The sequence below is a fragment of the Sulfitobacter sp. 1A15299 genome, assembly GCF_043556915.1.
Taxonomy (GTDB): Bacteria; Pseudomonadota; Alphaproteobacteria; order Rhodobacterales; family Rhodobacteraceae; genus Sulfitobacter.
Genome location: NZ_JBIFFJ010000001.1, coordinates 466669 through 489663, shown reverse-complemented (window position 1 = coordinate 489663; position 22995 = coordinate 466669). Strand labels below are relative to the sequence as shown.

24 protein-coding genes are annotated in these 22995 nt (G+C 63.7%); 8 read left to right on the top strand and 16 right to left on the bottom strand.

Annotated features, from left to right (window positions below; genetic code table 11):
- The first annotated feature begins 92 nt into the window (after positions 1-92).
- A complete protein-coding gene (locus ACGYK7_RS02375) occupies positions 93-605 on the top strand; it encodes a PepSY domain-containing protein (RefSeq protein ID WP_394398632.1) in 513 nt (170 codons plus the stop codon).
- A 115-nt stretch (positions 606-720) separates the two neighbouring features.
- Here ACGYK7_RS02375 and ACGYK7_RS02370 read toward each other — a convergent pair whose 3' ends face one another.
- From ACGYK7_RS02370 to ACGYK7_RS02360, 3 genes are all read right to left on the bottom strand, one after another.
- Positions 721-3228, bottom strand: a complete 2508-nt coding sequence (locus tag ACGYK7_RS02370; protein WP_394398630.1) for a cation:proton antiporter — start codon at positions 3226-3228, stop codon at positions 721-723.
- A gap of 76 nt (positions 3229-3304) precedes the next feature.
- Positions 3305-3934, bottom strand: coding sequence for a DUF1523 family protein (locus ACGYK7_RS02365; RefSeq protein ID WP_394398628.1), 630 nt, complete (start codon positions 3932-3934; stop codon positions 3305-3307).
- Between the two features lie 128 nt (positions 3935-4062).
- Positions 4063-4851 (bottom strand): alpha/beta hydrolase, encoded by a 789-nt coding sequence (locus ACGYK7_RS02360; RefSeq protein ID WP_394398626.1) that lies wholly within the window; start codon positions 4849-4851, stop codon positions 4063-4065.
- Positions 4852-4942: 91 nt separating this feature from the next.
- Here ACGYK7_RS02360 and ACGYK7_RS02355 point away from each other — a divergent pair, with 91 nt between their 5' ends.
- A complete protein-coding gene (locus ACGYK7_RS02355; protein WP_394398624.1) occupies positions 4943-6418 on the top strand; it encodes an NAD-dependent succinate-semialdehyde dehydrogenase in 1476 nt (491 codons plus the stop codon).
- Positions 6419-6476: 58 nt separating this feature from the next.
- Here the strand turns inward: ACGYK7_RS02355 and ACGYK7_RS02350 are convergent, their stop codons facing one another.
- The 9 genes from ACGYK7_RS02350 to ACGYK7_RS02310 form a co-directional block, all read right to left on the bottom strand.
- Complete coding sequence (locus ACGYK7_RS02350) at positions 6477-6734, bottom strand: DUF6525 family protein (RefSeq protein WP_394398622.1); 258 nt, start codon at positions 6732-6734, stop codon at positions 6477-6479.
- Between the two features lie 14 nt (positions 6735-6748).
- Positions 6749-7423, bottom strand: a complete 675-nt coding sequence (locus tag ACGYK7_RS02345; protein WP_394398620.1) for a metal-binding protein ZinT — start codon at positions 7421-7423, stop codon at positions 6749-6751.
- A 179-nt stretch (positions 7424-7602) separates the two neighbouring features.
- Positions 7603-8109, bottom strand: coding sequence for a hypothetical protein (locus tag ACGYK7_RS02340; RefSeq protein WP_394398618.1), 507 nt, complete (start codon positions 8107-8109; stop codon positions 7603-7605).
- A 233-nt stretch (positions 8110-8342) separates the two neighbouring features.
- A complete protein-coding gene (locus tag ACGYK7_RS02335; protein WP_394398616.1) occupies positions 8343-8813 on the bottom strand; it encodes an Hsp20 family protein in 471 nt (156 codons plus the stop codon).
- Positions 8814-8962: 149 nt separating this feature from the next.
- Positions 8963-9793 (bottom strand): trypsin-like serine peptidase, encoded by an 831-nt coding sequence (locus tag ACGYK7_RS02330; RefSeq protein WP_394398614.1) that lies wholly within the window; start codon positions 9791-9793, stop codon positions 8963-8965.
- Positions 9794-9841: 48 nt separating this feature from the next.
- Positions 9842-11170 carry a glycolate oxidase subunit GlcF gene (gene glcF / locus ACGYK7_RS02325; RefSeq protein ID WP_394398612.1) on the bottom strand — a complete coding sequence of 443 codons (1329 nt, stop codon included), beginning with the start codon at positions 11168-11170 and terminating at the stop codon, positions 9842-9844.
- 13 nt (positions 11171-11183) lie between these two features.
- Positions 11184-11552, bottom strand: a complete 369-nt coding sequence (locus ACGYK7_RS02320; protein WP_394398610.1) for a hypothetical protein — start codon at positions 11550-11552, stop codon at positions 11184-11186.
- Complete coding sequence (locus ACGYK7_RS02315) at positions 11549-12661, bottom strand: FAD-binding protein (protein ID WP_394398608.1); 1113 nt, start codon at positions 12659-12661, stop codon at positions 11549-11551. The genes ACGYK7_RS02320 and ACGYK7_RS02315 overlap by 4 nt, the downstream gene beginning before the upstream one ends.
- Positions 12658-14109, bottom strand: coding sequence for an FAD-linked oxidase C-terminal domain-containing protein (locus ACGYK7_RS02310; protein ID WP_394398606.1), 1452 nt, complete (start codon positions 14107-14109; stop codon positions 12658-12660). The genes ACGYK7_RS02315 and ACGYK7_RS02310 overlap by 4 nt, the downstream gene beginning before the upstream one ends.
- Before the next feature lie 186 nt (positions 14110-14295).
- Between ACGYK7_RS02310 and ACGYK7_RS02305 the strand changes: the two genes are divergently transcribed.
- Positions 14296-14652: a hypothetical protein gene (locus tag ACGYK7_RS02305; RefSeq protein ID WP_394398604.1), complete on the top strand. Its 357-nt coding sequence runs from the start codon at positions 14296-14298 to the stop codon at positions 14650-14652.
- 11 nt (positions 14653-14663) lie between these two features.
- Here the strand turns inward: ACGYK7_RS02305 and rlmH are convergent, their stop codons facing one another.
- The 3 genes from rlmH to ACGYK7_RS02290 form a co-directional block, all read right to left on the bottom strand.
- On the bottom strand, positions 14664-15134 hold the full coding sequence (rlmH, locus tag ACGYK7_RS02300) for a 23S rRNA (pseudouridine(1915)-N(3))-methyltransferase RlmH (protein WP_394398602.1): 471 nt from the start codon (positions 15132-15134) through the stop codon (positions 14664-14666).
- 22 nt (positions 15135-15156) lie between these two features.
- The gene (rsfS, locus tag ACGYK7_RS02295; RefSeq protein ID WP_067268516.1) at positions 15157-15528 is read right to left on the bottom strand and encodes a ribosome silencing factor; all 372 of its coding nucleotides are present in this window, start codon (positions 15526-15528) and stop codon (positions 15157-15159) included.
- A 186-nt stretch (positions 15529-15714) separates the two neighbouring features.
- Complete coding sequence (locus ACGYK7_RS02290) at positions 15715-17070, bottom strand: mechanosensitive ion channel family protein (RefSeq protein WP_394398600.1); 1356 nt, start codon at positions 17068-17070, stop codon at positions 15715-15717.
- Between the two features lie 276 nt (positions 17071-17346).
- On the opposite strand from ACGYK7_RS02290, the gene leuC reads away from it, so the two are divergent.
- The gene (gene leuC / locus ACGYK7_RS02285) at positions 17347-18753 is read left to right on the top strand and encodes a 3-isopropylmalate dehydratase large subunit (RefSeq protein ID WP_394398598.1); all 1407 of its coding nucleotides are present in this window, start codon (positions 17347-17349) and stop codon (positions 18751-18753) included.
- Between the two features lie 38 nt (positions 18754-18791).
- On the opposite strand, the gene ACGYK7_RS02280 is transcribed toward leuC, so the two are convergent.
- Positions 18792-19007, bottom strand: a complete 216-nt coding sequence (locus tag ACGYK7_RS02280; protein ID WP_120349937.1) for a DUF2945 domain-containing protein — start codon at positions 19005-19007, stop codon at positions 18792-18794.
- Positions 19008-19087: 80 nt separating this feature from the next.
- Here ACGYK7_RS02280 and leuD point away from each other — a divergent pair, with 80 nt between their 5' ends.
- The 4 genes from leuD (at position 19088) to leuB (ending at position 22966) form a co-directional block, all read left to right on the top strand.
- A complete protein-coding gene (gene leuD, locus ACGYK7_RS02275; RefSeq protein WP_067268508.1) occupies positions 19088-19693 on the top strand; it encodes a 3-isopropylmalate dehydratase small subunit in 606 nt (201 codons plus the stop codon).
- A gap of 277 nt (positions 19694-19970) precedes the next feature.
- A complete protein-coding gene (locus ACGYK7_RS02270) occupies positions 19971-20801 on the top strand; it encodes a hypothetical protein (RefSeq protein WP_394398596.1) in 831 nt (276 codons plus the stop codon).
- Positions 20684-21790 (top strand): endonuclease/exonuclease/phosphatase family protein, encoded by a 1107-nt coding sequence (locus ACGYK7_RS02265; protein ID WP_394398594.1) that lies wholly within the window; start codon positions 20684-20686, stop codon positions 21788-21790. Before ACGYK7_RS02270 ends, ACGYK7_RS02265 begins: the two co-directional genes overlap by 118 nt.
- 69 nt (positions 21791-21859) lie before the next feature.
- Positions 21860-22966 carry a 3-isopropylmalate dehydrogenase gene (gene leuB / locus ACGYK7_RS02260; RefSeq protein ID WP_394398592.1) on the top strand — a complete coding sequence of 369 codons (1107 nt, stop codon included), beginning with the start codon at positions 21860-21862 and terminating at the stop codon, positions 22964-22966.
- Positions 22967-22995: the final 29 nt, after the last annotated feature.

Sequence of the window (22995 nt, the reverse complement as noted above, 5' to 3'; positions counted from 1 at the left end):
CGCCTCTCCCGTCTGGAACAGCCCCCCGCGTCAAGCGTTGAGCCGTGAACGCCGCCCCGCGGCCCGACACACCACAACGCAAGAGGTTTCTCATGACACATAAGTTCACCGCCCTCGCCACATCGCTCCTGCTCGCCCCCGCAGCCCTCTTCGCGCAAGAGACCGCCTCCGAGGCCGAGCGCATCAGCATGTCCCAGGCCATCAAAGCCGCGCAAAGCAGCATCGACGGCGGCGTGCTGGAGGCTGAGATCGAGACCGAAGGCAACGCGCTGGTCTATGAGATCGACCTCGTTCGCGGCGAAGCCGTTTACGAAGTCACCGTCAACGCCGCCACTGGTGAGGTGATGAAGCAGTCCGAAGAGCGGCTCACCAGCTTCCTCAGCGGCCTCTTCCAAGAAGACGAATTGCGCGCCGCTGGCACGGCCCGCGATGTGCTGATGACTGCGCTGACCGAACTTGAAGGCCAAGACGGCACATGGGTCGAGGAAGTCTCACTCGACGATGAAGATGACCGCATGGTTTATGAAGTCGAACTGACCGACGCCACCGGCGAACGCGACCTGCTGATCGACGCCACCACCGGCGAAATCACCCCCGACGACTAACCCAAGCCAAAGGTGCGGCCGCCCCTACCGGCCGCACCCCCCCTATCTTCATCCTTTCCCAAATACCCTGCACCACACCGGCCCCAAACGCCCCACCAGCGTTTGACGCGCCGAGCTACCCCCGCCCACCCGAGATCAGATCCACCGGATCGATCCCGCGCTTCTCCGCACTGGCACGCACCGCCTCGCGCAGGGCCGCGCTACGCTCCAGCAGGCGGCGGAACCGGTCTTCGTCCAAAACCAAAAGCGTGGTCGGCGCGATGGCCCGCACATCCACCCGGCGGACGCGGTTCGTCAGGATGGCCATCTGGCCGAACATCTCCCCCCGCCCCAAACGCCAAGTCTGTCCCGCGCTTTCCAATTCGACCGCACCGGAGGCGATGAAGAACACGCTGCGCGCGGGGCTTTCCTTGTGCAAGACCACATCGCCAATATCGACATAGCGGGTCTTGAGCGCCCGGCTCAGCCGTTTGAGCGCGCCCTCCTCCAGATCCGCAAACAGCGGAAACTGCTCGATGAAAGCGCCCCGCCGCACGGCAAGGTCAAGGCCCGGACGCCCCTCTGCCGCGGTGCGCCGGGTGGCCAGTTCCTGCATCAAGGCGGTATAGACCTCGGCCCCAAAAAGACCGTCTTCGCGCATCAATGTATATTCGCGCTCTTCCAAACGCAGCGCCGTGCGGCGGATGAAACGCCGTTCCAGCTCTTCGGCATAGCCGGGATACTGCAAGCGCAGCCCCTCCAGCGCGGTCTCAATCCCTTCGATGCGGCGCGCCAGCAGGTCATGCAGCAATTCGGCCACCCGCCGCCCGTGGATCCGGCGAATGCGGCCATCGATGAAAGTGCCCAGATCCCGCAGGATCAACCGTTGCGACAGCAGCATTTCAAAGCGGTCCGCCGTCATTCGCGCCAGCGGGCCCGATACGCCGTAGCGCCCGTGCAGCACCGCCGCCGCCCGAAAAGTGCGCCCATAGGCCACGCTGCGCCGGGCCGCGCGTTGATAGCCGCTGCGGCCTTGGGTCCGCGCCCCTTCGATCAGCCGGTCCGCATCCGAGAGCACCAGATCGGCCATCCGGGCCGAGATCGTCCGCTCCCGCACCCGCGCAAGGATCGTGTCACGCTCATGCCCCGCCAGTGCGATCAACCCAAGCGCGATGCGGTCGCGATCAAGGATATCGGTCGCCTCCTCCGCGGTCTTGACCGCTGTCTCAAGCCGTTCGCCGAAACGCTTCGCCTCGGAGCGCACGATGTCGCGGTTCAGATCGTAATTCTCGGTCGTTTGGGCCACGTCTTCGCGCACGGTCTGCAAAGCCACGGCGATGACCTGTCGCGACAGCGCGTGGTCGATGGGCGAGAGTTGATCAAGCCCCAGCCGCCCGATGATCAAACGCAATGTCGTACCCTGGGCCAGCAGGGTGAAGAGCGTGAAGCCGGTGGCCAAGATACCCACGATCCGCTGAATATCATCCGGCACCCGTACGCTTTCCGTCACCGCCAGTGCCAGTGCCAGCGTGACCGCCCCGCGCAGCCCCCCCCAGAGGATCGCCACCCGATAGGGCCGCTCGACCGCCGGCGAAAGCTTTGCCGCCGTCAGCAGGGGCAGCAGGCCGAAAAGGATCACCGCCCGGGCGAAAATGGCGGCGACCACGACCACGGCGATAAGAAAGAAATCCTCCAGCCGGACTTCTTCCAACAACCGCGGAATCAGCAGGGCGGCGAGGATAAAGATGAGCGCCCCGGCCCAATGGGCCAGCACATCCCAAAGCTCGCGCAGGTTGGTCAACGCCTGTGGCGGCAGCCGCCCCGGTGCCGTGAGGTTCAGCGTCAGCCCCGCCGCCACCACGGCAATCACCCCCGACGCACCGACGCTTTGCTCGGCCACGATATAGGCCAGATAGGGCAGCGCGACCGAGATCGACTGCTGCGCCAATTCATGCCGCGCAAACAGCGCCATGACCCAAACCGCGATCCGCGCGCCGAGCCAGCCCACTAACGCTCCGCCTGCGATCAGCATCGGGAATTGCGCAAGCGCACTGCCCAGTTCCGGGTCGGGAATGCCCAGCATGACATAGCCCATGAATAGACCGAAAAGCGCGATGGCGGCGGCATCATTCAGCAGGCTTTCGCCCTCAATGATCCGCGCAAGCCGCCGCGGGGCCGAGATTGAGCGAAAGATCGAGACCACCGCCGAAGGGTCCGTGGTCGAGACGATGGCCCCGATCAGCAGACAGGCCGCCAGCGGGATCGCACTGACCCAGAACAGCGCGTAGCCGATGCTGACCGTCGCCACCACCACGGCCACCACCGCCAGCACCAGAATGGGCACCCAGTCGTCGACCATACGCCGCAAGTTCATGCCCAAGGTCGCCTGAAACAACAGTGTCGGCAGGAAGACATAAAGAAAGACGTTTGACCGGATCGGCAGCCCCAGAATGGCCGCCGCCACCGGGTTCAGCGCATCCGTCAGATCGGTGCGCAGGAAAAAGGTCGCCGAGACCCCGATCAGGATGCCCAGTACCGCAAGGATCACGCTGTAGGGCAATTGCAACCGCGCCGCCAAAGGCTCCGCCAAGCCGATAACGACAAAGAGCGACGCGATGACCGTGGTGACGAGGATGATGTCCATATAGGATGGAATACCAGAATTAAGCTGACCGCGGGGCACTTCTTGCCCCGCTCAGCGCCTGCAGTTCGTGGTGAGGTTATTTCCGCGCGCGTCGTTCGGCCCGCCAGCGGGCAAAGCGGCCCCGCCGCGCGGCGATGTCATCCTCGATCGCCTCGATCTTTGGGTCCAGCCGCGCCCGGCGGAACCGCCGCCAACGCACCCAGATCGCATAGAACAGCGCCGCGGCGAGGGTCAGCACGATGATGGTCACGAAGGGGATGCCCTTGCGCGCCTCCGGCCCCTCGACCGGGCGAAGCGAGATGGCATTGGGGTAGATCGACAGTAGCTCACTGCGCCAGCCGTAGTGCTTTAACGCGTAATACTGCGGCGCGCCGGTGGTGCTGCGGGCATCCGCCGCCTCGGCCTGAAGGTTGGCGGTGTCGAACTTGAAATAGGGCGGCCAGCCCCAGCCCGTGTCTTCGTTGCGGTAGACCATGACATCGCCCTTGGCCCGGCGTGTCTGGATGAAAAAGACATCGCGGTTGACCGCTTGGCCCGCGCTATCGGTCGCGGAGCCGGACCAGAAGATCGAGTTGTTGCCGAAGTCGATCCGCTTTTCATAGGTGTCCGTGACGCGCACGATATCGGTCTGCGGCAGGGTATAGTGAAAGAACGCCCCCACCAGCACCCAGACGGTCACCCAAAACACCCATTTAACGATTCTCATCTTCGGCCCTTTCCATTAGGTCGCGCGGCCGAACAGGGGCCTTTGCCCCTCTGACATAGTGTTTCCGCGGCACTGCGGCAAATGCCTTACGCGCAATAAGGCGGGACATTTGCCGCAGAATGCGGGCCTTAGCTGCCCAGCAGCGCCTTGGTCAGGTCGCTGTCCGCCTCTGACAGCGGATCGATCACGTCGAAATGGTGCTTGCCCTCGGCCACCACATGTTTCGCGCCCCAACTGCGGGCGAAATTCTCGGCCTGTTCAAGGAAGACGGGCCGCTCCGCCGCGCCGACCCACACGGTGACATCCACGCCATGGGGCGGAGTCATCCTAATCGGGCTTTCCGCGGCGGCTTCGGCCTCATCCAGCCGCAGGGTGTCGTTCATCTCGGTTTGCAACAAGGGCGCCAGATCGGCCACGGGCGAGATCGGCACGATCCGCGTGATCCGGTCGCGCACCTCGGACCCCAGCAGCAGCGGGTCGGTCATGCGGGCCACCAAATGCCCGCCCGCCGAATGGCCCGACAACACGATGGTGCCCTGCGTGCGGTTCGCCACTTCGGTCAGCGCCGCGGCGATCTGGCTGGAAATCTCGGAAATGCGCACATCGGGGCAGAGGTCATAGGACGGCACCGCCACGGCATAGCCCCGCGCCAGCGGACCGGCGGCCAGATGCGACCAATAGCTCTTGTCGAAAGCCTTCCAATAGCCGCCATGCACAAAGACCGCCGTGCCGCGCGAGACACCCTCGGGCTGGAAGAAGTCGAACTTTTGACGGTCTGACGGGCCATAGCGCACGTTAAGCTGCGCCCGCGCGCCCAGTGACGCGCGGAATGCCGCTGCCTCCTTTTCCCAGCGGGGCGGAAAGCCGTCGGCCCCGTCGATATAGGCAGCGTTTGCATAGGCGTCATCTAGCATCATTTGGGTCTCCCACCCCGGATTTGATCAAACTTAACTGGACAATCATACTCGTTGTTGCTTTGGAGGCTATAGAGAATAGCGGAGAGATGACATGACTGATGCTAAGACGGATCTGAAATCACTGCTGAAAGACCCCAGCCTGCTTGAAACCCGCGCCTATATCGGCGGCCAATGGGTCGAAGGCGACGACGGTACATTTGACGTGACCAATCCCGCGCGGGGCGATGTCATCGCACAGGTCGCCGACCTCAGCCGCGCGCAGGTCGCGGGCGCGATTGCCCAAGCCGAGAAGGCGCAAAAGGACTGGGCCGCTTGGACCGGCAAAGAGCGCGCCGCCGTGCTGCGCAAATGGTTCGACCTGATGATGGAGAACCAGGACGATCTGGGCACCATCCTCACCGCCGAACAAGGCAAGCCGCTGGCCGAAGCCAAGGGCGAGATCGCCTATGGCGCGTCCTTCATCGAGTTCTTCGGCGAAGAGGCCAAGCGCGTCTACGGAGAGATGATCCCCGGCCATCAGCGCGACAAGCGCATCATGGTGCTGAAACAGCCCATCGGCGTCGCGGCCTCGATCACGCCGTGGAACTTCCCCAACGCGATGATCACCCGCAAAGCCGCGCCAGCGCTGGCGGCGGGCTGTTCCTTTGTGGCGCGTCCAGCGGCGGAGACACCGCTCTCGGCCATCGTCATGGGGGTTCTGGCCGAGCGCGCGGGTATCCCGGCAGGCGTGTTCAACGTGGTGCCCTCCTCATCGTCGTCCGCCGTGGGCAAGGAGTTCTGCGAAAACCCGGCGGTGCGCAAGCTGACCTTCACCGGTTCGACCGAGGTCGGGCGCATCCTGCTGAAACAGGCCGCCGATCAGGTGATGAAATGTTCGATGGAACTGGGCGGCAACGCGCCCTTCATCGTCTTCGACGACGCCGATCTCGATGCGGCGGTCGAGGGGGCGATCATGTGCAAGTTCCGCAACAACGGTCAGACCTGCGTTTGTGCGAACCGGATCTACGTGCAGGCGGGTGTCTATGACGCCTTCGCCCAGAAACTGAAGGAGCGCGTAAGCCAGATGAAGGTCGGTGATGGCCTTGAAGAAGGCACCGACCTTGGCCCGCTCATCAACCCCGAAGCCTCGGACAAGGTGCGAGAGCACATCAAGGATGCGGTCGACAACGGAGCCGAGATCATTCTGGGCGACGCCACGGACGACATGGGCGGCAACTTCTTCGGCCCCACCATCGTGACCGGCGTGACGCAGGACATGAAGGTCGCCAAGGAAGAGACCTTCGGCCCGCTCGCGCCGCTCTTCAAGTTCGACGATGTGGATGATGTGATCGCCATGGCGAACGACACGATCTTCGGCCTTGCCTCCTATTTCTACGGCAAAGATCTCAGCCGCGTCTACAAGGTGGCTGAGGCGCTGGAATATGGCATCGTCGGCGTCAACACCGGCATCATCTCGACCGAGCTTGCGCCCTTTGGCGGGGTCAAGCAATCCGGCCTCGGGCGCGAAGGGTCGCACCACGGGATCGAAGACTATCTTGAGATGAAATACGTCTGCCTGTCGGTCTAAGCACCGGCGGAAGTTAAAGAAACGGGGCGTTCCATAGCGCGCCCCGTTTTGCATTGGGCTATTGCGTCAGCCGGTCCTGTGCCAGCATCCAGCGCTCCGCCCGCGAAAGATGCGAGAGCGCTTGCGCCACATCCCCTTCGCAGCGCTGCAACGCCCGACACCACAGCCGTTGCGCCGAACGCGGCGACCACGGCAGCGCCGCCTGCGCGAGCCATGCCCGCAGGGGCGGCGGCAGTTGGTCAAAGGCCGCCATCGGATTGCCCGGACGCCGCCGCCGTTTCAGGCCGCTGCGCAGGTTTCGCTTTTTGCCAGTCATGCCGCGGGCCGCCCTTAATGCGCCTGCATATCCGCCGCGATCTCAGACGCGCTCAGCTCGGCGGGGAAATAGGTCGGCCAGTTGGTCAACTCCTTTAGCACCTCGGCGCGGTCGTCGCCCCAGTAGAGGTGATAGTGATCGGCCTTTTGCGGCGCGATGATATGGTCGCTGAACTGGATATACTCCGGTGCCTCGGCATCGCCGCCCTCTTTGGCAAAGACATAGCGCAGGCCGCGGTTGCCCTTCTTGTAGGTCAGCACCTCATAACCATCGCTGGCATAGCGCCCTTGCACCGGATCACCGTCCCGGAAGAAGGTCACGGCATTACCGTCAATGGTGATGCGGTCCACATCGGTGGCATAGCCAACCTCGTAATAGGCCTTGTACTCCGCCGCCGTCTTGTCGCCATGCTCGGCCTTGTGCTGCATCACCGCGTCCAACGCGCCCTGCTGCAACAGCGGGTAGACCGATTGCCACTCGCCCGCCCAATCCGACAAGGGCCGATCCTTGATCTGCGCGTCATCGAAGTAGCCTTTGTAAATGTCGTTCCGGTCGCGGGCGTGGTCATGCGCATGGGAATGATCGTGGTCGTGCGATGCCTCTTTCGTTTCGGCCAAGACCGGGGCCGAAAGGGCAAGGCCCGCGCTGAGCGTCAGGAAGAATAGGGGGGATGCGGTTGTTTGGGGCATGTCGTTCTCCGTGATTTGGCCTGCGTCATGATTCGATATGTTATATCATAACTAATTCGGGGTAGCCCCCTTCTGGCCTCTTTGCAAGACAGTGCCAATCCCCCGCGCAAAAAAGCCGACAGCACCTTCATGCTGCCGGCTTCCGGGCGAGGGAGAGATACGCCCTAGAGTGACCCGCCTTAGTTGGTGCGGGTCTGCGCCGCGCCGTCCACATTCACACGTTGGGACAGGGCCGCGGCGAATTCTTCGCCCGTCATACCGATGACCAACTGGCCATCGGCGTCGACCTCTTGGTCGATCTGCACGACTGCGCGGTCACTATTGGCGGCAAAGTCCTCGGCCAGATCAATGGAGTAGCGCACGGAACCGTCCGCTTGCGGCTCTGCGTTCGAGATCGTGCCGATGACAGTGTCATCTGAAGCGACGGCCAGGCTGCTGCCATCCAGCGCGATATCGGCATCCGCCTCAATGTCCGAGGACGCGGTTTCGTCGATGGCTTGCTCGGTGGTCATGGTGCCATTCACCTCGGCTCCGGCTGTCGTGTCCAGCTCCGTGCCAGCCAAATCGGCGGTGGCATCGGTGCCGACACCGGCATCCAGAGTCTGTGCCGCAACCGGCGCAGCCATAAGAGCGGCGACAGCCGTCGTCAGGGAAAGCTTGCGTAGGGAATTTGCATAGGTCGTCATGGTTCTTCCTTTCATTGCGCGTGCGGTATTTTGCACGCTGTTGCCCGGGCACGCCTGCCCGGTCCTCCACTCAACCCGACAGCTTTCGCTTGGTTTCTCCCCATGCCCCGCGCAGCAGAAAGCCGCCGTTTTCGAGCGTAGCCTTCGGCAGATATTCACCCACGCAGGGCCGCGCCGCTCACAAAAAAGGCCCGCCAAAAGCGGGCCTTTGCAAAGCGTTGGAACGGGTAGGCTTAGTTCACGGATTTGGCGTCAACCACGTCCTTGTCGATCGCCTTTACCTCGGAAGAGATGGTGATCTGACGCGGTTTCAGAGCCTCGGGCACCTGACGCTCAAGCTCAATATGCAACATGCCATTGGCATGGGCCGCGCCGATGACCTGAACGTGGTCCGCCAGATGGAAACGACGCTCAAAAGCCCGGGTCGCGATGCCGCGGTGCAGATAGGTCTTGGCCTCACCCTCATCCGCCTTGCGGGCCGAAACGATCAGCGCCTTCTCACGCACTTCGACGCTCAGGTCGCTGTCCGAGAAACCGGCGACGGCGATCGAGATGCGATAGGCATCGTTATCGAGCTTTTCGATATTGTAGGGGGGATAGCTGGGGGTGGCCCCATCATTTGTAAGAACGCGGTCCATCATATTGGCGATCTGGTCGAAACCAACGCTGGAGCGGTAAAGGGGTGCGAAATCAAAGCTACGCATGTGTTCATCCTCATCAGTGAGCGATTGACATATCGGGCCTTCCACCATTGGACAGACCCTGTTTTTCAAGCGCCGAAGCCCTATTGAGGCACCTCGGCAAGGCTCATGTGGGAAAGGATTTGCGCGCTTTCAAGTCCTGCTGTGCAGAATTACGGGCGGATAAATTTCGCCCCGGTGCCGCGCTCTTCTCCGACGCGGATGCGCTTGCCTGCGGGGTTGGAATCCAGAAACACGCCCTTGCCTGCCACCAGTTCCGCTTGCAGCAGCGCCAGAGGCGCGCCAAGCGCCGTTCCGAGCGAGACCTGCGCGCCCTCGACCTCGGCTTTGGCCGAGACGACGGAGACGATATGCGCCTCGCCTGCGACAAAGCTAAAGATCGGCGCCCCGCTTGAGCCGAAATCGACCGCGCAGGAGGTCACCAGAACCCCCTCTTGCTGGGCCAGCACCTTGCAGACCTCTTGCAAAGACGGTGCCTCGGCCCGGTCGCGGGCATAGCTGACCACGCCCACACGGTCGCCGGGGCGCGGACGTGCGGCGGTGCCGAAGGGGCGGATGGTGGTGTTTCGGATCGGGCGGGAGAGTTCCAAAAGCGCCAGATCGTTCCGCACCCGGCCCGAGGAGACCTCACCGTCGTAGACGTAATCGGGATGCACCACGGCGCGGCGAATGTCTCGGTAGGCCCCGGCGCGGCCATTGCGCCAACCGGCGAGGAACTGCACTTCGCCATGGTCGATCCGGGCCTTGGTTTCGCGGTCAAACAGGCAATGCGCGGCGGTCAGCACCAAACGCGGGGCGATCAGGGTGCCGGTGCAAAAGCCTGTCCCGCCGATGTCGAGCCGGCCCACCGCCTCCCAAGCGGCGGCATCCACACCATTGTCGAGCGCCTTGAGCGCGCTGTCTTGGGCCAGCGCCGCCGTGGCAAGGGTAAAGACGCCGAGAATAGCCGCCCAGAATTGTCGCAAAATGCACCTCGAAACCATGTTTACTTGGCGGATATAGGGGAGTTGCGGCGAAAATACGGCGCAGGCTTAACGCAAACGCGGCACCTGCGCAGGCGCGTCGGGATTACGGCTGAGCGCGGGCGGCTTAGGCCCGCCACAGGCCCAATCGAGCAGTTCGACGCTATGCACCACCGGCACCCCGGTACCCGATCCGATCTGCATCATGCAGCCAATATTGCCCGCCGCGATTACGTCCGGCGATTTGGCCTCCAAGGTCTTGATCTTCCGCTCTTTCAGCTTGGCCGAAATCTCGGGCTGCATCAGATTGTAGGTGCCCGCCGAGCCACAGCAGAGGTGACTGTCCGCCGGTTCCACCACCGTGAATCCCGCCTGTTTCAGCAGAGTCTTCGGCGTGGCCTTGATCTGCTGACCATGTTGCAGCGAGCAGGCCGCGTGATAGGCGACGACCATGCCCGGCTCTGCCGGTTCGGCAAAGGGCAAGTCGAGCTCTGCCAGCAGTTCCGTCACATCCTTTGCAAGGGCCGAAACCCGCGCCGCATCCTCTGCCAGCGGGTCATTGCGGAACATATGGCCGTAGTCCTTCACCGTGGTGCCGCAGCCCGAGGTGTTGATCACAATGGCATCCAGCCCCTCGCCGTCCATCTCGCCCCGCCATGCGCGGATGTTGCGGGCGGCGTGGGTGTGGCTCTCATCGGTCTTGCCCATGTGGTGGGTCAGCGCACCGCAACAGCCCGCCCCTTCGGCCACCACCACCTCACAGCCCGCGCGGGTCAGCAGCCGGATCGTGGCGTCGTTGATATCGGTGTTCAGCGCCTTTTGGGCGCAGCCGGTCATCAGGGCCACCCGCCGCAGCGGCTTGCCTTGGGCGGGAAAGCTCTGCGGGTCGTCGTTGCGGCTGACCGGGGGGACCGTCTTGGGGGCCATTTCCAGCATGGCGCGCAGCCGGGCGTCAGGCATCAGCCGGGCAAAGGGCCGTCCGATCTTGGCCCCGAGCAGCGCCAGCCGAAACCGTGTGGGATAGGGCAGGATCCGCGCCAACATCCAGCGCAGGGCACGTTCGCCCATGGGGCGCTTGTAACGCTCTTCGATATAGGCGCGGGCGTGATCGACCAGATGCATGTAATGCACGCCCGAGGGGCAGGTCGTCATACAGGCGAGGCAAGAGAGGCAGCGGTCGATATGCTGAACCGTCTTCGGGTCCGGGTCGCGGTCGTTCTCCAGCATGTCCTTGATCAGGTAGATGCGGCCGCGCGGGCTGTCCAACTCATCGCCCAAGACCTGATAGGTCGGGCAGGTCGCCGTGCAGAAGCCGCAGTGCACACAGGCGCGCAGGATTTCGTTGCTGCGCTGCGTGTCAGGATCCTGCAACTGCGCGGGGGTAAAGGTGGTTTGCATGGCGGCTCCGTTCCTATGTGCTGCGCATCAGATTGGCGAGGACGAGGCCGAACCACGGCACCGTCGTGCCCACGGCCCCCAAAACCCCGCTCCACCGGCGCATCGCCGGGCGCGGATCGGCCCGGCGCAGCGCTTGGACCACCAGCGCGATCACCCCGATCCAAGCGGCCCAGAGCGCCAAGGCGATGGCCCCCAACAGCCAAGCGCTGTCGTTCCAATAGCGCGTGAGACCATAGCGCAAGGCAAGCGCGATAAGAAAGGTCGCCAGCACCATCGCCGTTAAGGCACGGATGGCCCGAAGCGAAGGCGGCACGGCGATCAGCGCCTTGAACAGAAACGGGCCGATCAGAAAGACAAAGAGGAAGGCCAGCACCAAAGTCATGCGCTCTGGGCCAAGGCTTCGGCATTGAACAGGCCACGGGGGTCGAACTTGGCCCGGAGCCCCGCTGTCAACCGCGCCACCCCCGGCGCTTCGGGCTCCTGCCGGGGCAGAGCCCCCGCCGCCTCGGCCCGCAACAAGGTCGCGTGGCCGTCATACCGCCCCAAATGCGCGCGCAGGTCCGTGCCGGGGGCCATGCGCAGCCAAAGCAGCCCCCCGGCCCAATCATAAAGCCGCGCCTCCGCCCCGGCCTTTGCCGCAAGCGCCGGAGCCTCGGTCGGGCGGCAATGCAGGCGCCAGATATCGCCCGTCGCCCCGTGGAAGGGCGCCACATCTCGCAAACCCTGCCAGAGGGTCTCTGAGCTACCTTCTGCAAGCACCTCGATCTCGCCCCCGGTGGCGGCAAGCAGATCCTTCAGCCGCCCGATCCGGTAGGCGACCGAGGTCTCGAACCCCTCCAACCGCAAGACCGTCAGCCCCTGCGCCGGGTCATGGGCCGCGCCGGTCACCTCGAAAGGGCTGCGCATCGCAAGCGCCATCGCGGCGATGGCGGCGGCGTCGTCCAGCCCGGACAGCGCGAGCGTGGCACTGGTTTCGGGTTTCGGCAGCACCTTCAGCGAGACTTCGGTCAACGCGCCCAAGGTGCCCTGCGACCCGGCCATCAGCTTGACCAGATCATAGCCGGTGACGTTCTTCATCACCCGGCCCCCGTTCTTGATGATGGCCCCCTGCCCATCGACGAACCGCACCCCCAACAGGAAATCCCGCGCGGCCCCAACGGCAAGCCGCCGCGAACCGCTGACATTGGCGGCAAAGACCCCGCCGATGGTCGGCGTGCCACTGCGGCCCATGAGGGCGCGATGGTCCATCGGCTCGAAGGCCAGCCGCTGCCCCTCGACGGCCAAGGCGGCCTCGATCTCGGAGACCGGCGTGCCTGCCTGCGCGACCAGCGTCAGCGCGCCCGGCTCGTAAAGGGTGATCCCCTGCAAACCGGCAAGCGACAGTGCCGCACCCGGCCCTGCCATGCCACGCGTATCGCCGCCCCGCAGGGAAAGGGGCGCATCTGCGCCGCGGATCGCCTCGACCAGTTCCGCCTCGGAAGTCACCGTCACGCCGCCACCGACGCGCCGCTGCCGCGCCGCCCTTCCGTCACGTCGAGGGGGAAGACCTTGGCCGGGTTCAACAGCCATGCCGGGTCGAAGACATCCTTCACGGCCAATTGCGCCTCTAGATCGGCGGGGCCGTATTGCTCATGCATCAGATCGCGCTTCTCGATCCCGACCCCATGCTCCCCGGTCAGGCAACCGCCCGCTTCGACGCAGAGCCGCAGGATATCGGCGCCAAAGGCCTCGCATTTCTCCAGATCGCCGGGTTTGTTGGCATCAAACAGGATCAGCGGGTGCATGTTGCCGTCGCCCGCGTGAAAAACATTGCCGACCTTAAGGCCATATTCAACGGACATCTCACCGATGCGGCGCAGCACCATGGGCAACTCGTTCACCGGGATGGTGCCATCAAGGCACATGTAGTCGTTGATTTGCCCCATGGCGCCAAAGGCGGACTTGCGGCCCAGCCAAATCGCGGCGCTTTCCTCGGCGCTGGTGCTTTCGCGCAGTTCCACCGGGTTGTGGCGGCGGGCGATCTCGGTGATCAGGGCAAGCTGGTGGTCGATCTCGGCGTCCGAGCCTTCGACCTCCACGATCAGCAGCGCCTCGCACATCGGGTAGCCGGCATGGGCGAAGGCCTCGGTGGCCTCGATGCAGGGGCGGTCCATGAATTCGATCGCCACGGGCAGCACGCCCGCTTTGATGATGTCGCTGACGCAGGCCCCGGCCACGGCATTGTCGTCAAAACCCATCAGCACCGGGCGCGCGCCCTCGGGCTTGGGCAGGATGCGCAAGGTGGCCTCCGTCACCACGCCCAACTGCCCTTCCGAGCCGCAGACCAGCCCCAGCAGGTCGAGCCCGCCCGCATCCATGTAACCGCCGCCGATCTCGACGACCTCGCCATCCATCAGCACCATGGTGACGCCCAGAAGGTTGTTCGTGGTGACCCCGTATTTCAGGCAATGCGCCCCGCCGGAGTTCATCGCGATATTCCCGGCAATGGCACAGGCAAGCTGGCTCGAGGGGTCGGGGGCGTAGAAGAAACCGTCCTCCTCCACCGCGCCGGTGACGCTGAGGTTGGTGCGGCCGGTCTGCACGCGCATCAGCCGGTTGTCGTAATCGACCTCAAGCACCTCGGCCATGCGCGCCACCCCCAGCACCACGCTATCGGCGGTGGGCAAGGCGCCACCGGCAAGCGAGGTGCCCGAGCCGCGCGGCACCACCGGCACGCCCTCCTCGTGGCAGATCCGCAGCACGGTCGAGACTTCTTCGGTATTGGCAGGCAGGGTCACGGCCAAAGGGGGGCATTTATAGGCCGTCAGCGCGTCGCATTCATAGGCACGGGTCTCATGCGCATCGTCGATCACGGCGGTGCCGGGCAGCGCCGCGCGCAGCCGCGCCACGACCCGCGCCTTGCGCGCAATGATCCCGGCATCGGGTATTGGCATCTGCATTGCGGTCCCTCCTCTGACCCCGCAGCATAGAGCCTATGGCGCGGGTTTGGCCAGTTTGCCGCGCGCTTGATGCAAATGCACCACTAAATTGCGGCTTCACGGTGAATTGCACCGGGCCCAACTTCCGCCTACCTTGGAACCTTTCCGAAATGCGCTATATTCAGTTCGTTGTTTTATTGGTGTCCCATGTTCAAACGTAGCCTCATTGTCGCCTTCATGGCCTTTGCCGCGCCGGGTTTCGCCGATCCGCCCGCCATTCTGAACGTCACGGTCGATCGCCAGGGCGATTTGTGGAAGTTTGACGTCACCCTCCGGCATGACGATAGCGGTTGGGATCACTATGCCGACGCTTGGCGCATTCTGGACCCTGATGGGAAACCCTTGGGCACCCGCAATCTGGCGCATCCGCATGTGAAAGAGCAGCCCTTCACCCGCTCGCTTTCGGGCGTGCGCATCCCCGAGGGGATGAGAGAGGTCAGTATTCAGGCGCGCGACAGCGTCAGCGGCTGGTCTTCGGAATTGGTGACGATCCCGCTGCCCTGACCTGCGCCCTTTCAGACCCGGTGATAAGGCCCGCCCGAAAGGATCGCGGCGGCGCGGTAAAGCTGTTCGGCCAGCATGACCCGCACCAGCATATGCGGCCAGACCATCTTGCCAAAAGAGAGGGCATGATCCGCCTCTGCCCGGAGGCTGCGGTCGATGCCATCGGCCCCGCCGATGACAAAGGCCAAATCCCCCCGCCCCGCATCACGCCACTTGCCGAGCCGTTCGGCAAATGCGGGGGAGGTTTCGACCTTGCCGCGCTCATCCAGCACGCAGATCACCGCCCCTTGGGGGATCGCGCGCCGCAGCAGCACGGCTTCGGCGGCCATGCCGCCGTTCTTCTTATCTTCCATCTCGACCACGCGCGCGGGGCCAAGGCCCAAACCGCGCCCCGTCCGGTCGAACCGGGTCAGATAATCATCGACAAGGGATTTTTCCGGACCGGCGCGAAGCCGGCCCATGGCACAGATGTGAACCCGCATGACCTAGGCCCGCTAAGCGGGATCAGTGCGGTGCCGCTGTGGCCGCGTCGTCGCCGCCCAGCCACATCTTTTCAAGCTGGTAGAATTCACGCACTTCGGGCCGGAAAACATGCACGACAACGTCGCCCGTGTCGATCAAGACCCAGTCGCCGGTTTCGCGGCCTTCCATCTTGGACGTACGTCCGGTGGCATCTTTGACGGCCTGCGCCAGCTTTTCCGAGATCGCCGAAACCTGCCGCGTGGAGCGGCCCGAGCAGATCACCATATAGTCGCCGATGGCCGTCTTGCCGCGCAGATCGATCTGCACGATATCTTCGGCCTTGTCGTCATTCAGCGAGGAAAGGATAAGCGCCAGCAGGTCGTCGCTGGTTGCGATTTGCGAGGCGGCAGTCATTGCAGCCCCATGGTCAGCAGCCTGCGCTGCGTCAACGTTAAGAGACAGGACATTGTCCTCCTTCGTAAATAGCACCATCAATGCTGAACGCTTGCCCCGGTGCCGAGCAGCCCCAATTTAGCGACACGGGGTTCATTTTTCAATGGATCGGTTGCAGGCAGCGTTAACCGTGGCGCAAATCCCCGCTCACTCAGGCATATCCCGAGATGCCGCGCCACGCGACAGGGCCAGTTGACTGTCTTCGATGACTTTTACCTCGCGCTGCGGGAAGGGGATGGAGATGCCGTGTTCCTTGAAGGCATCCCAAAGCGCCAGATAGACATTGCCGCGAATGTTGGTCAGCCCGCCGGTCGGATCCTTGATCCAGAAGCGCAGGATGTAATCCACAGACGAATCGCCAAAGCCCACGATATGGCAAACCGGGGCCTTGTAGCTCAGCACCCGGTCAACGCCCTTGGCCGCCTCCACCGCCAGTTTGCGCACCAGATGCGGATCGTCGGAATAGGCCGTGCCGAAATAGATATCGAGCCGCACAAAGTCATTGGAATGCGACCAGTTCACCACCTGCCCGGTGATCAGGTCTTCGTTCGGGATCAGGTATTCTTTACCGTCCCGCGTCACCACAGAGGCATAGCGCGCGCCCAGTGTCTGGATCCAGCCAAAGGTCTCTCCCAGACTGATCACATCGCCGGGCTTGATCGACTTGTCGAGCAGGATGATCACGCCCGAGACGAGGTTAGACACTACCTTTTGCAGACCGAAACCAAGGCCCACACCGATCGCACCAGAGAGCACGGCGAGACCCGTGAGGTCGATCCCCACCGCCCGCACCCCGATGAAGAAGGCAAGGCCGTAGAGCAGGATTTGCACCCCCTTCACCGCCAGCACCTGCATGGAGGGGCTGATGTCTTCGTTCTTGCGGATCGTCGCGGCGGTGGTTGTGCTGGCCAGCCGCGCCATGGTCAAAAGCGCGCCGATCACCACCAGCGCGGTCAGAATGGTCAGCACCGAAAGGCGGAACTCACCAATCGTGAGGGCGACACCGTCCAGAAACACTGCCACATCATCGGCGACGTTCAACATGTAGAGCGTGGCATAGATCCACAGCCCCCATGTCACCATGCGCCGTAAGGGGCGGTTGCGCACCAGACGCGCGGCGAAGGCGATGCCCACGTAGATCGCTGCCAGCGTCGCCGCCAAACCGATGAGATATGACCGCGACGGCCAAGTCACGTTCTGCATCACCTGATAGAGCAGCCCCGCCAGCAGCGCGAACCAGATCAGGCCGAGCCGTCGCTTGACCTGCACCACCACACGCAACTGCCATTTGGACCAGCCTTCGCGGGAGCGGACCCAGTTTTGCAACATCATCCCGGTGACCCGGTGCAACACCCAAGCGAGCGCCACCAAAGCGAGCAGGATCAGGATCTGGTTTTGCCGCCAGCCGGGGCTCAGGACACTTTCGCCAAAGCCCAGAACACTGTCGAACAAGGCCTGTAGCGAAAGAAGGAAGTTCGAAAAGGGATGAGTTTCAGGGATCATGTATGGCCTTCGCACCTAAGGACGATCACGGTTGCACAGCCTCCCCCTCAGGGCAAGAACCGCTGCAAAGCCGACCCCCTCATCCCCCCACGATGCCACCTTGCGAGACTCGCTTTGGGTCTATATCCCTTGCCCCATGATACTGGTGTTTGATCTTTGCGACCGTGCGCGTCTGCGCGAACGCTTTTTCGGCGCGACGCATAGCGTTCTGGCGCGACTATAAGCCGCCCTCTCAGCCACACCCATAGCCATTCCAAACCACGGGAGAGGACCATCATGTCCCCCAAGACGCTTTACGATAAAATCTGGGACGCCCATGTCGTCCACGAAGCCGATGACGGCACCTGCTTGCTCTATATCGACCGTCACCTCGTCCACGAAGTGACCAGCCCGCAGGCCTTTGAAGGGCTGCGCATGTCGGGCCGCACGGTGCGCGCCCCGGACAAGACCATCGCCGTGCCAGATCACAACGTGCCCACCACCGAGGGCCGCGAAGACCCCGAAGCGATGACCGAGGACAGCCGCATTCAGGTCTCCGCCCTCGACAAGAACGCGCGTGAATTCGGCGTGCACTACTACCCCGTCTCGGACGTGCGCCAAGGCATCGTGCATATCGTCGGCCCCGAGCAGGGCTGGACCCTGCCCGGCATGACCGTGGTCTGCGGCGACAGCCACACCGCGACCCACGGGGCTTTCGGCGCGCTGGCCCACGGCATCGGCACCTCGGAGGTCGAACATGTCCTTGCCACCCAGACGCTGATCCAGCGCAAGGGCAAGAACATGAAGGTTGAGATCACCGGCAAGCTGCGCCCCGGCGTCACGGCCAAGGACATCACCCTTTCCGTCATCGGCGCCACCGGCACCGCGGGCGGCACTGGCTATGTCATCGAATACTGCGGCGAGGCGATCCGCGACCTGTCGATGGAAGGCCGTATGACCGTCTGCAACATGGCGATTGAGGGCGGCGCGCGCGCGGGCCTGATCGCGCCGGACGAAAAGACCTTCGCGTATTGCCAAGGCCGCCCCCACGCCCCGAAAGGCGCGCAGTGGGAAGCGGCGATGGACTGGTGGAAAACGCTCTTCTCTGACGAGGACGCCCATTGGGACAAGGTCGTGACGCTCAAGGGCGAGGACATCGCACCGGTCGTCACATGGGGCACCTCGCCCGAGGACGTGCTGCCGATCACTTCGGTCGTTCCTGCGCCCGAGGACTTCAAGGGCGGCAAGGTCGACGCGGTAAAACGCGCGCTGGAGTATATGGACCTGAAACCGGGCCAGAAGCTCACCGATATTCAAATCGACACCGTTTTCATCGGCTCCTGCACCAATGGCCGCATCGAAGACCTGCGCGCCGCCGCTGAAGTGCTGAAGGGCAAGAAGATCAAAGACGGTCTGCGTGCCATGGTCGTGCCGGGCTCGGGGCTCGTCCGGGCGCAGGCCGAGGAGGAAGGGCTGGCGGACATCTTCCGCGAGGCCGGTTTTGAATGGCGTCTGGCGGGCTGCTCCATGTGTCTGGCGATGAACCCCGACCAGCTTGCCCCCGGCGAACGCTGCGCGGCCACGTCGAACCGCAACTTCGAGGGGCGTCAGGGCTATAAGGGCCGCACGCATCTCGTGTCCCCCGGCATGGCCGCCGCCGCCGCACTCACCGGTCACCTGACCGATGTACGCGAACTGGCGTGAGCGAGTGGGGCATAGATACCGGGCGCGTTGCACAGGGCTCAGTTAGCCTTGCGCAGCTCGCTGCCGGACTTCAGCACTTCGCTGCCGTCGTCCTGTTCGATCTTATAGGCCGGTTCGTCATCGCTCGCCTTGCGGGTCACCTCGCTGCCCTGCAGCTTCAGCGTGATCTTCTGCGTGTATTTCTTGACGATCTTGCCGGTCCCGGTGCCATTGCCCCAGTCCCATTCCACTTTCGTGCCGGTTTGGTACGACATGCCATGCCCTCCTGATACACCATTTGCCTAGAACGCGCCGTCAGGCGGCGTGGTTCCCGCACTCTCCGAAGGATATCCCGATGGAAAAGTTTACAGAAATCACCGGCACCGCGGCTCCCATGCCGCTGGTGAACATCGACACCGACATGATCATCCCCAAGGTCTTTCTCAAGACGATCAAACGCTCCGGCCTTGGCGTGAACCTGTTCGACGAAATGCGCTATGACCGCGAAGGCAACGAAATCCCCGATTTCGTGCTGAACCAGCCGCAGTACCGCGACGCGCAGATCCTCGTGGCAGGCGATAACTTCGGCTGCGGATCGTCGCGCGAACACGCACCTTGGGCGATCCTCGATTTTGGCATCCGCTGCGTCATCGCACCCAGCTTCGCCGACATCTTCTACAACAACTGCTTCAAGAACGGCATCCTGCCCATCGCCCTGCCGCAAGAGCAGGTCGACGTGCTGATGAAAGACGCCGAAAAAGGATCGAACGCGCGGATGACCATTGATCTGGAAGGCCAGACCGTGACCACCTCAGATGGTGAGACCTTCCCCTTCGAAGTGGACGCCTTTAAAAAGCACTGCCTTCTCAACGGGCTGGACGACATCGGCCTGACGCTCGAAAAAGGTGCCGCGATCGACAGCTACGAGGATTCGCTGGGCCAAAGCCGCCCTTGGGTCTGACGCCCGGCCTGCATGATCAAACTTGTGGGCGCAGATCGCGCGCCCACAAGATGTTGCCGCCTGCCATCAAACCGCCACGGAATTGATGCAAGAAGGCACCACCCCCTCCCTCAAAATACCCCAGTATCCTGCTCTTCTCTTCGCGGAGCCTTGAGGCATGTGCGGAAAGAAGGCAAAAATTGGACCAGAATGAGGCACACCCCATCAACCAGGGGCATCAAGTTGGAACAAGCACGCGGCATCGTATCGCGGCTGGCCAGTTTGAAAGGGCAGAGCAGTGATCGGACGAATGACAGGCGCGGCGACGCGTGGCCTATTGGTGGCGCTATTGATTGCCATCCCGGCGCTTCTTTTGCCGGGGGCCGATGCGGAATCCAGCCAAATCACCGTGCTGCTCGCCTGTATCGCGGCGATCCTGACCTTCATGGAATACAACGCCCGCCAACCCGGCATCGTCGAATTCCGCGATGCGCCGCCTTTCAATCGGCTGCGATTTATCAGCCTGTTCTTCACGATCCTCGTCCTGTCGCTTATCGCGCGGGGTCAAACGGCCCCCACCCTGCTGACCGGCGCACTCACCGCGCTTGGCACGATACTGGGCAATGCGCTTGATTTCCCCTATTCCCCCGTGCGCCTCGTGGTGCTGATGATGCCCGCTGACGCCCCTCTTGAGGCGGTCAACCTGATCCGCACGGCGGCGGGGCTGGCCTATCTGGTCTCGCTGATCGCATTGGCGACCTTCGTGGTGCTGGTGCGCGTCATGGGCTGGCCCGCGCGCCAAGGCGCCTTCAACGTCTGGGTGAACCTGCCGCTCTTTGACCCAACGGCGGGCGGCGATGTGCTCTACCGGCTGCAACGGGATGCGCGGATCAACATCGCGCTTGGCTTCCTTCTGCCCTTCTTCATCCCCGCAGTGGTCAAGGCCACCGCCGATCTGCTAGATCCGATCTCACTGAGCAATCATCAAACCATGATCTGGACAATAAGCGCATGGGCATTCCTTCCGGCCAGTATGATCATGCGCGGCATCGCCATGGGGCGGGTGGCCGAGATGATCCACGACAAGCGCCGCCGCGCCTACGCCGAAGCGCATATGCAGGCGGCCTGATCCGCTTCCTGCTGGCGCTGCTCCTGCTGACCGGCACCGCGCAGGCCGAACCGCTGCGCATTGCCACCTTCAACACCGAATTGTCGCGCAAGGGGCCGGGCCTGCTCCTGCGCGACATCCTGCGCGGGAATGACCCTGCCGTTACCTCCGTGATCGAAACCATCGCCAGCGCCGATCCCGATATCATCGCGCTACAAGGTATCGACTACGATCTTGAACAGGCCGCCCTCAATGCCCTCGCCGACGCCCTCTCCGCCGCGGGCGCGCCCTACCCCCACCGCTTCGCCGCGCCGCCCAATGCAGGCCGTCAAAGCGGCGTCGACCTTGACGGTGACGGCAGGCTCGGCACCCCCCGATACGCCCAAGGCTATGGCCGCTTCTTCGGCCAAGGCGCCATGGCGATCCTCTCACGCCACCCAATCCAAGAGGCCGAGCTCCAAGATTTCAGCACCCTCCTCTGGCGCGACCTCCCCGATACACTCTACCCGATGATCAACGGCGCCCCCTTCGCGGGGGCCGAAGCCCATGCCACGCAGCGCCTCTCCTCCAACGGCCACTGGTCCCTACCGATCCAAACTCCGGAGGGCCCCGTCACGCTGCTGACCTACCACGCCACCCCGCCGGTCTTCGACGGCCCCGAAGACCGCAATGGCCGCCGCAACCACGACGAAACCACCTTCTGGCGCCACCACCTCGCCGGAAAGATCGGCACACCCCCGGCACCGCCCTTCGTCCTGCTGGGCGACGCCAATCTCGACCCGCAGCGCGGCGACGGGCGCGGCGAAGCCATCGCCGCCCTCCTGTCCCACCCCGCGCTGCAAGACCCCCTGCCGCACCGCCCCACGGTCGACTGGCCCCAAACCGGCCCGATGCGGGTCGATTACATCCTGCCCTCCCGCAACTGGGAAGTCAGCGACGCCGGCCTCATCTGGCCCCAGGGCGAAAGCGCCAGCCGACACGCCCTCGTCTGGGTCGACCTCACCCGCTGACGCCCCCTATCTTGACCCTCCGGAACCCGCAGGCTACCCAATCTCCAACCGTATTTTCAGGAGTTTCCCATGGCCAACCCATCCTTGCTCATCCTCCCCGGCGACGGCATCGGCCCCGAGGTCATGGCGCAGGTCACGCGCATCATCGACTGGTTCGGCGAAAAGCGCGATCTGGCCTTCGACGTAGAGCATGATCTGGTCGGCGGCGCGGCCTATGACAAACACGGCACCCCGCTGCATGACGACACGATGACCCGCGCCCTTGAAGTCGACGCCGTGCTCTTGGGCGCCGTGGGCGGCCCGAAATACGACGATCTCGACTTCTCCGTGAAACCCGAACGCGGCCTGCTGCGCCTGCGCAAGGAAATGGACCTCTTCTCCAACTTGCGCCCGGCGCAATGCTTTGACGCGCTGGCGGATTTCTCCTCGCTGAAAAAAGACGTGGTCGCGGGGCTCGACATCATGATCGTGCGCGAACTCACCTCCGGCGTCTATTTCGGCGAACCGCGCGGCATCTTCGAGGAAGGCAACGAACGCGTCGGCATCAACACGCAGCGCTACACCGAAAGCGAGATCGAGCGCGTGGCCCGCTCCGCTTTCGAACTCGCCCGCCGCCGCGGCAACAAAGTCTGCTCCATGGAAAAAGCCAACGTCATGGAAAGCGGCATCCTGTGGCGCGAAGTCACCCAACGGGTGCGCGACGCAGAATATCCGGACGTCGAACTCAGCCACATGTATGCCGACAACGGCGCCATGCAACTCGTGCGCGCGCCGAAACAGTTCGACGTGATCGTCACCGACAACCTCTTCGGCGACATTCTCAGCGACTGCGCCGCCATGCTGACCGGCAGCCTCGGCATGCTGCCCTCCGCCAGCCTCGGCGCGCCCAACGCCGATGGCCGCCCCAAGGCCCTCTACGAGCCCGTGCACGGCTCCGCCCCCGACATCGCAGGCCAAGGCAAAGCCAACCCGATCGCCTGTATCCTCAGCTTCGCCATGGCGCTGCGCTACTCCTTCGACCAAGGCGAAGAAGCCGCACGTCTGGAAAAAGCCGTCGAACGCGCGCTGGCCGATGGCGCCCGCACCCCCGACCTGATGGGCCCCGAAGGCGGCACCCCCATCACGACCGAAGAAATGGGCGATGCGATCCTCAAGGCCCTCGACGCCAGCCTATAAGAAACCAAGGCGGGGTTTCACGCCCCGCC

Excerpts from the sequence above, each read along its gene's own strand:
- ACGYK7_RS02340 (WP_394398618.1), bottom strand. The coding sequence starts at position 8,109 with ATGACGACCTATGCAAATTCCCTACGCAAGCTTTCCCTGACGACGGCT.
- leuC (WP_394398598.1), top strand. The coding sequence starts at position 17,347 with ATGTCCCCCAAGACGCTTTACGATAAAATCTGGGACGCCCATGTCGTC.
- ACGYK7_RS02335 (WP_394398616.1), bottom strand. The coding sequence starts at position 8,813 with ATGCGTAGCTTTGATTTCGCACCCCTTTACCGCTCCAGCGTTGGTTTC.
- ACGYK7_RS02365 (WP_394398628.1), bottom strand. The coding sequence starts at position 3,934 with ATGAGAATCGTTAAATGGGTGTTTTGGGTGACCGTCTGGGTGCTGGTG.
- ACGYK7_RS02350 (WP_394398622.1), bottom strand. The coding sequence starts at position 6,734 with ATGACTGGCAAAAAGCGAAACCTGCGCAGCGGCCTGAAACGGCGGCGG.
- ACGYK7_RS02345 (WP_394398620.1), bottom strand. The coding sequence starts at position 7,423 with ATGCCCCAAACAACCGCATCCCCCCTATTCTTCCTGACGCTCAGCGCG.
- ACGYK7_RS02320 (WP_394398610.1), bottom strand. The coding sequence starts at position 11,552 with ATGACTTTGGTGCTGGCCTTCCTCTTTGTCTTTCTGATCGGCCCGTTT.
- ACGYK7_RS02310 (WP_394398606.1), bottom strand. The coding sequence starts at position 14,109 with ATGCAGATGCCAATACCCGATGCCGGGATCATTGCGCGCAAGGCGCGG.
- ACGYK7_RS02305 (WP_394398604.1), top strand. The coding sequence starts at position 14,296 with ATGTTCAAACGTAGCCTCATTGTCGCCTTCATGGCCTTTGCCGCGCCG.
- ACGYK7_RS02355 (WP_394398624.1), top strand. The coding sequence starts at position 4,943 with ATGACTGATGCTAAGACGGATCTGAAATCACTGCTGAAAGACCCCAGC.
- ACGYK7_RS02370 (WP_394398630.1), bottom strand. The coding sequence starts at position 3,228 with ATGGACATCATCCTCGTCACCACGGTCATCGCGTCGCTCTTTGTCGTT.
- glcF (WP_394398612.1), bottom strand. The coding sequence starts at position 11,170 with ATGCAAACCACCTTTACCCCCGCGCAGTTGCAGGATCCTGACACGCAG.
- ACGYK7_RS02375 (WP_394398632.1), top strand. The coding sequence starts at position 93 with ATGACACATAAGTTCACCGCCCTCGCCACATCGCTCCTGCTCGCCCCC.
- leuB (WP_394398592.1), top strand. The coding sequence starts at position 21,860 with ATGGCCAACCCATCCTTGCTCATCCTCCCCGGCGACGGCATCGGCCCC.
- ACGYK7_RS02290 (WP_394398600.1), bottom strand. The coding sequence starts at position 17,070 with ATGATCCCTGAAACTCATCCCTTTTCGAACTTCCTTCTTTCGCTACAG.
- ACGYK7_RS02280 (WP_120349937.1), bottom strand. The coding sequence starts at position 19,007 with ATGTCGTACCAAACCGGCACGAAAGTGGAATGGGACTGGGGCAATGGC.
- rlmH (WP_394398602.1), bottom strand. The coding sequence starts at position 15,134 with ATGCGGGTTCACATCTGTGCCATGGGCCGGCTTCGCGCCGGTCCGGAA.
- rsfS (WP_067268516.1), bottom strand. The coding sequence starts at position 15,528 with ATGACTGCCGCCTCGCAAATCGCAACCAGCGACGACCTGCTGGCGCTT.
- ACGYK7_RS02265 (WP_394398594.1), top strand. The coding sequence starts at position 20,684 with ATGGGCATTCCTTCCGGCCAGTATGATCATGCGCGGCATCGCCATGGG.
- ACGYK7_RS02330 (WP_394398614.1), bottom strand. The coding sequence starts at position 9,793 with ATGGTTTCGAGGTGCATTTTGCGACAATTCTGGGCGGCTATTCTCGGC.
- leuD (WP_067268508.1), top strand. The coding sequence starts at position 19,088 with ATGGAAAAGTTTACAGAAATCACCGGCACCGCGGCTCCCATGCCGCTG.
- ACGYK7_RS02360 (WP_394398626.1), bottom strand. The coding sequence starts at position 4,851 with ATGATGCTAGATGACGCCTATGCAAACGCTGCCTATATCGACGGGGCC.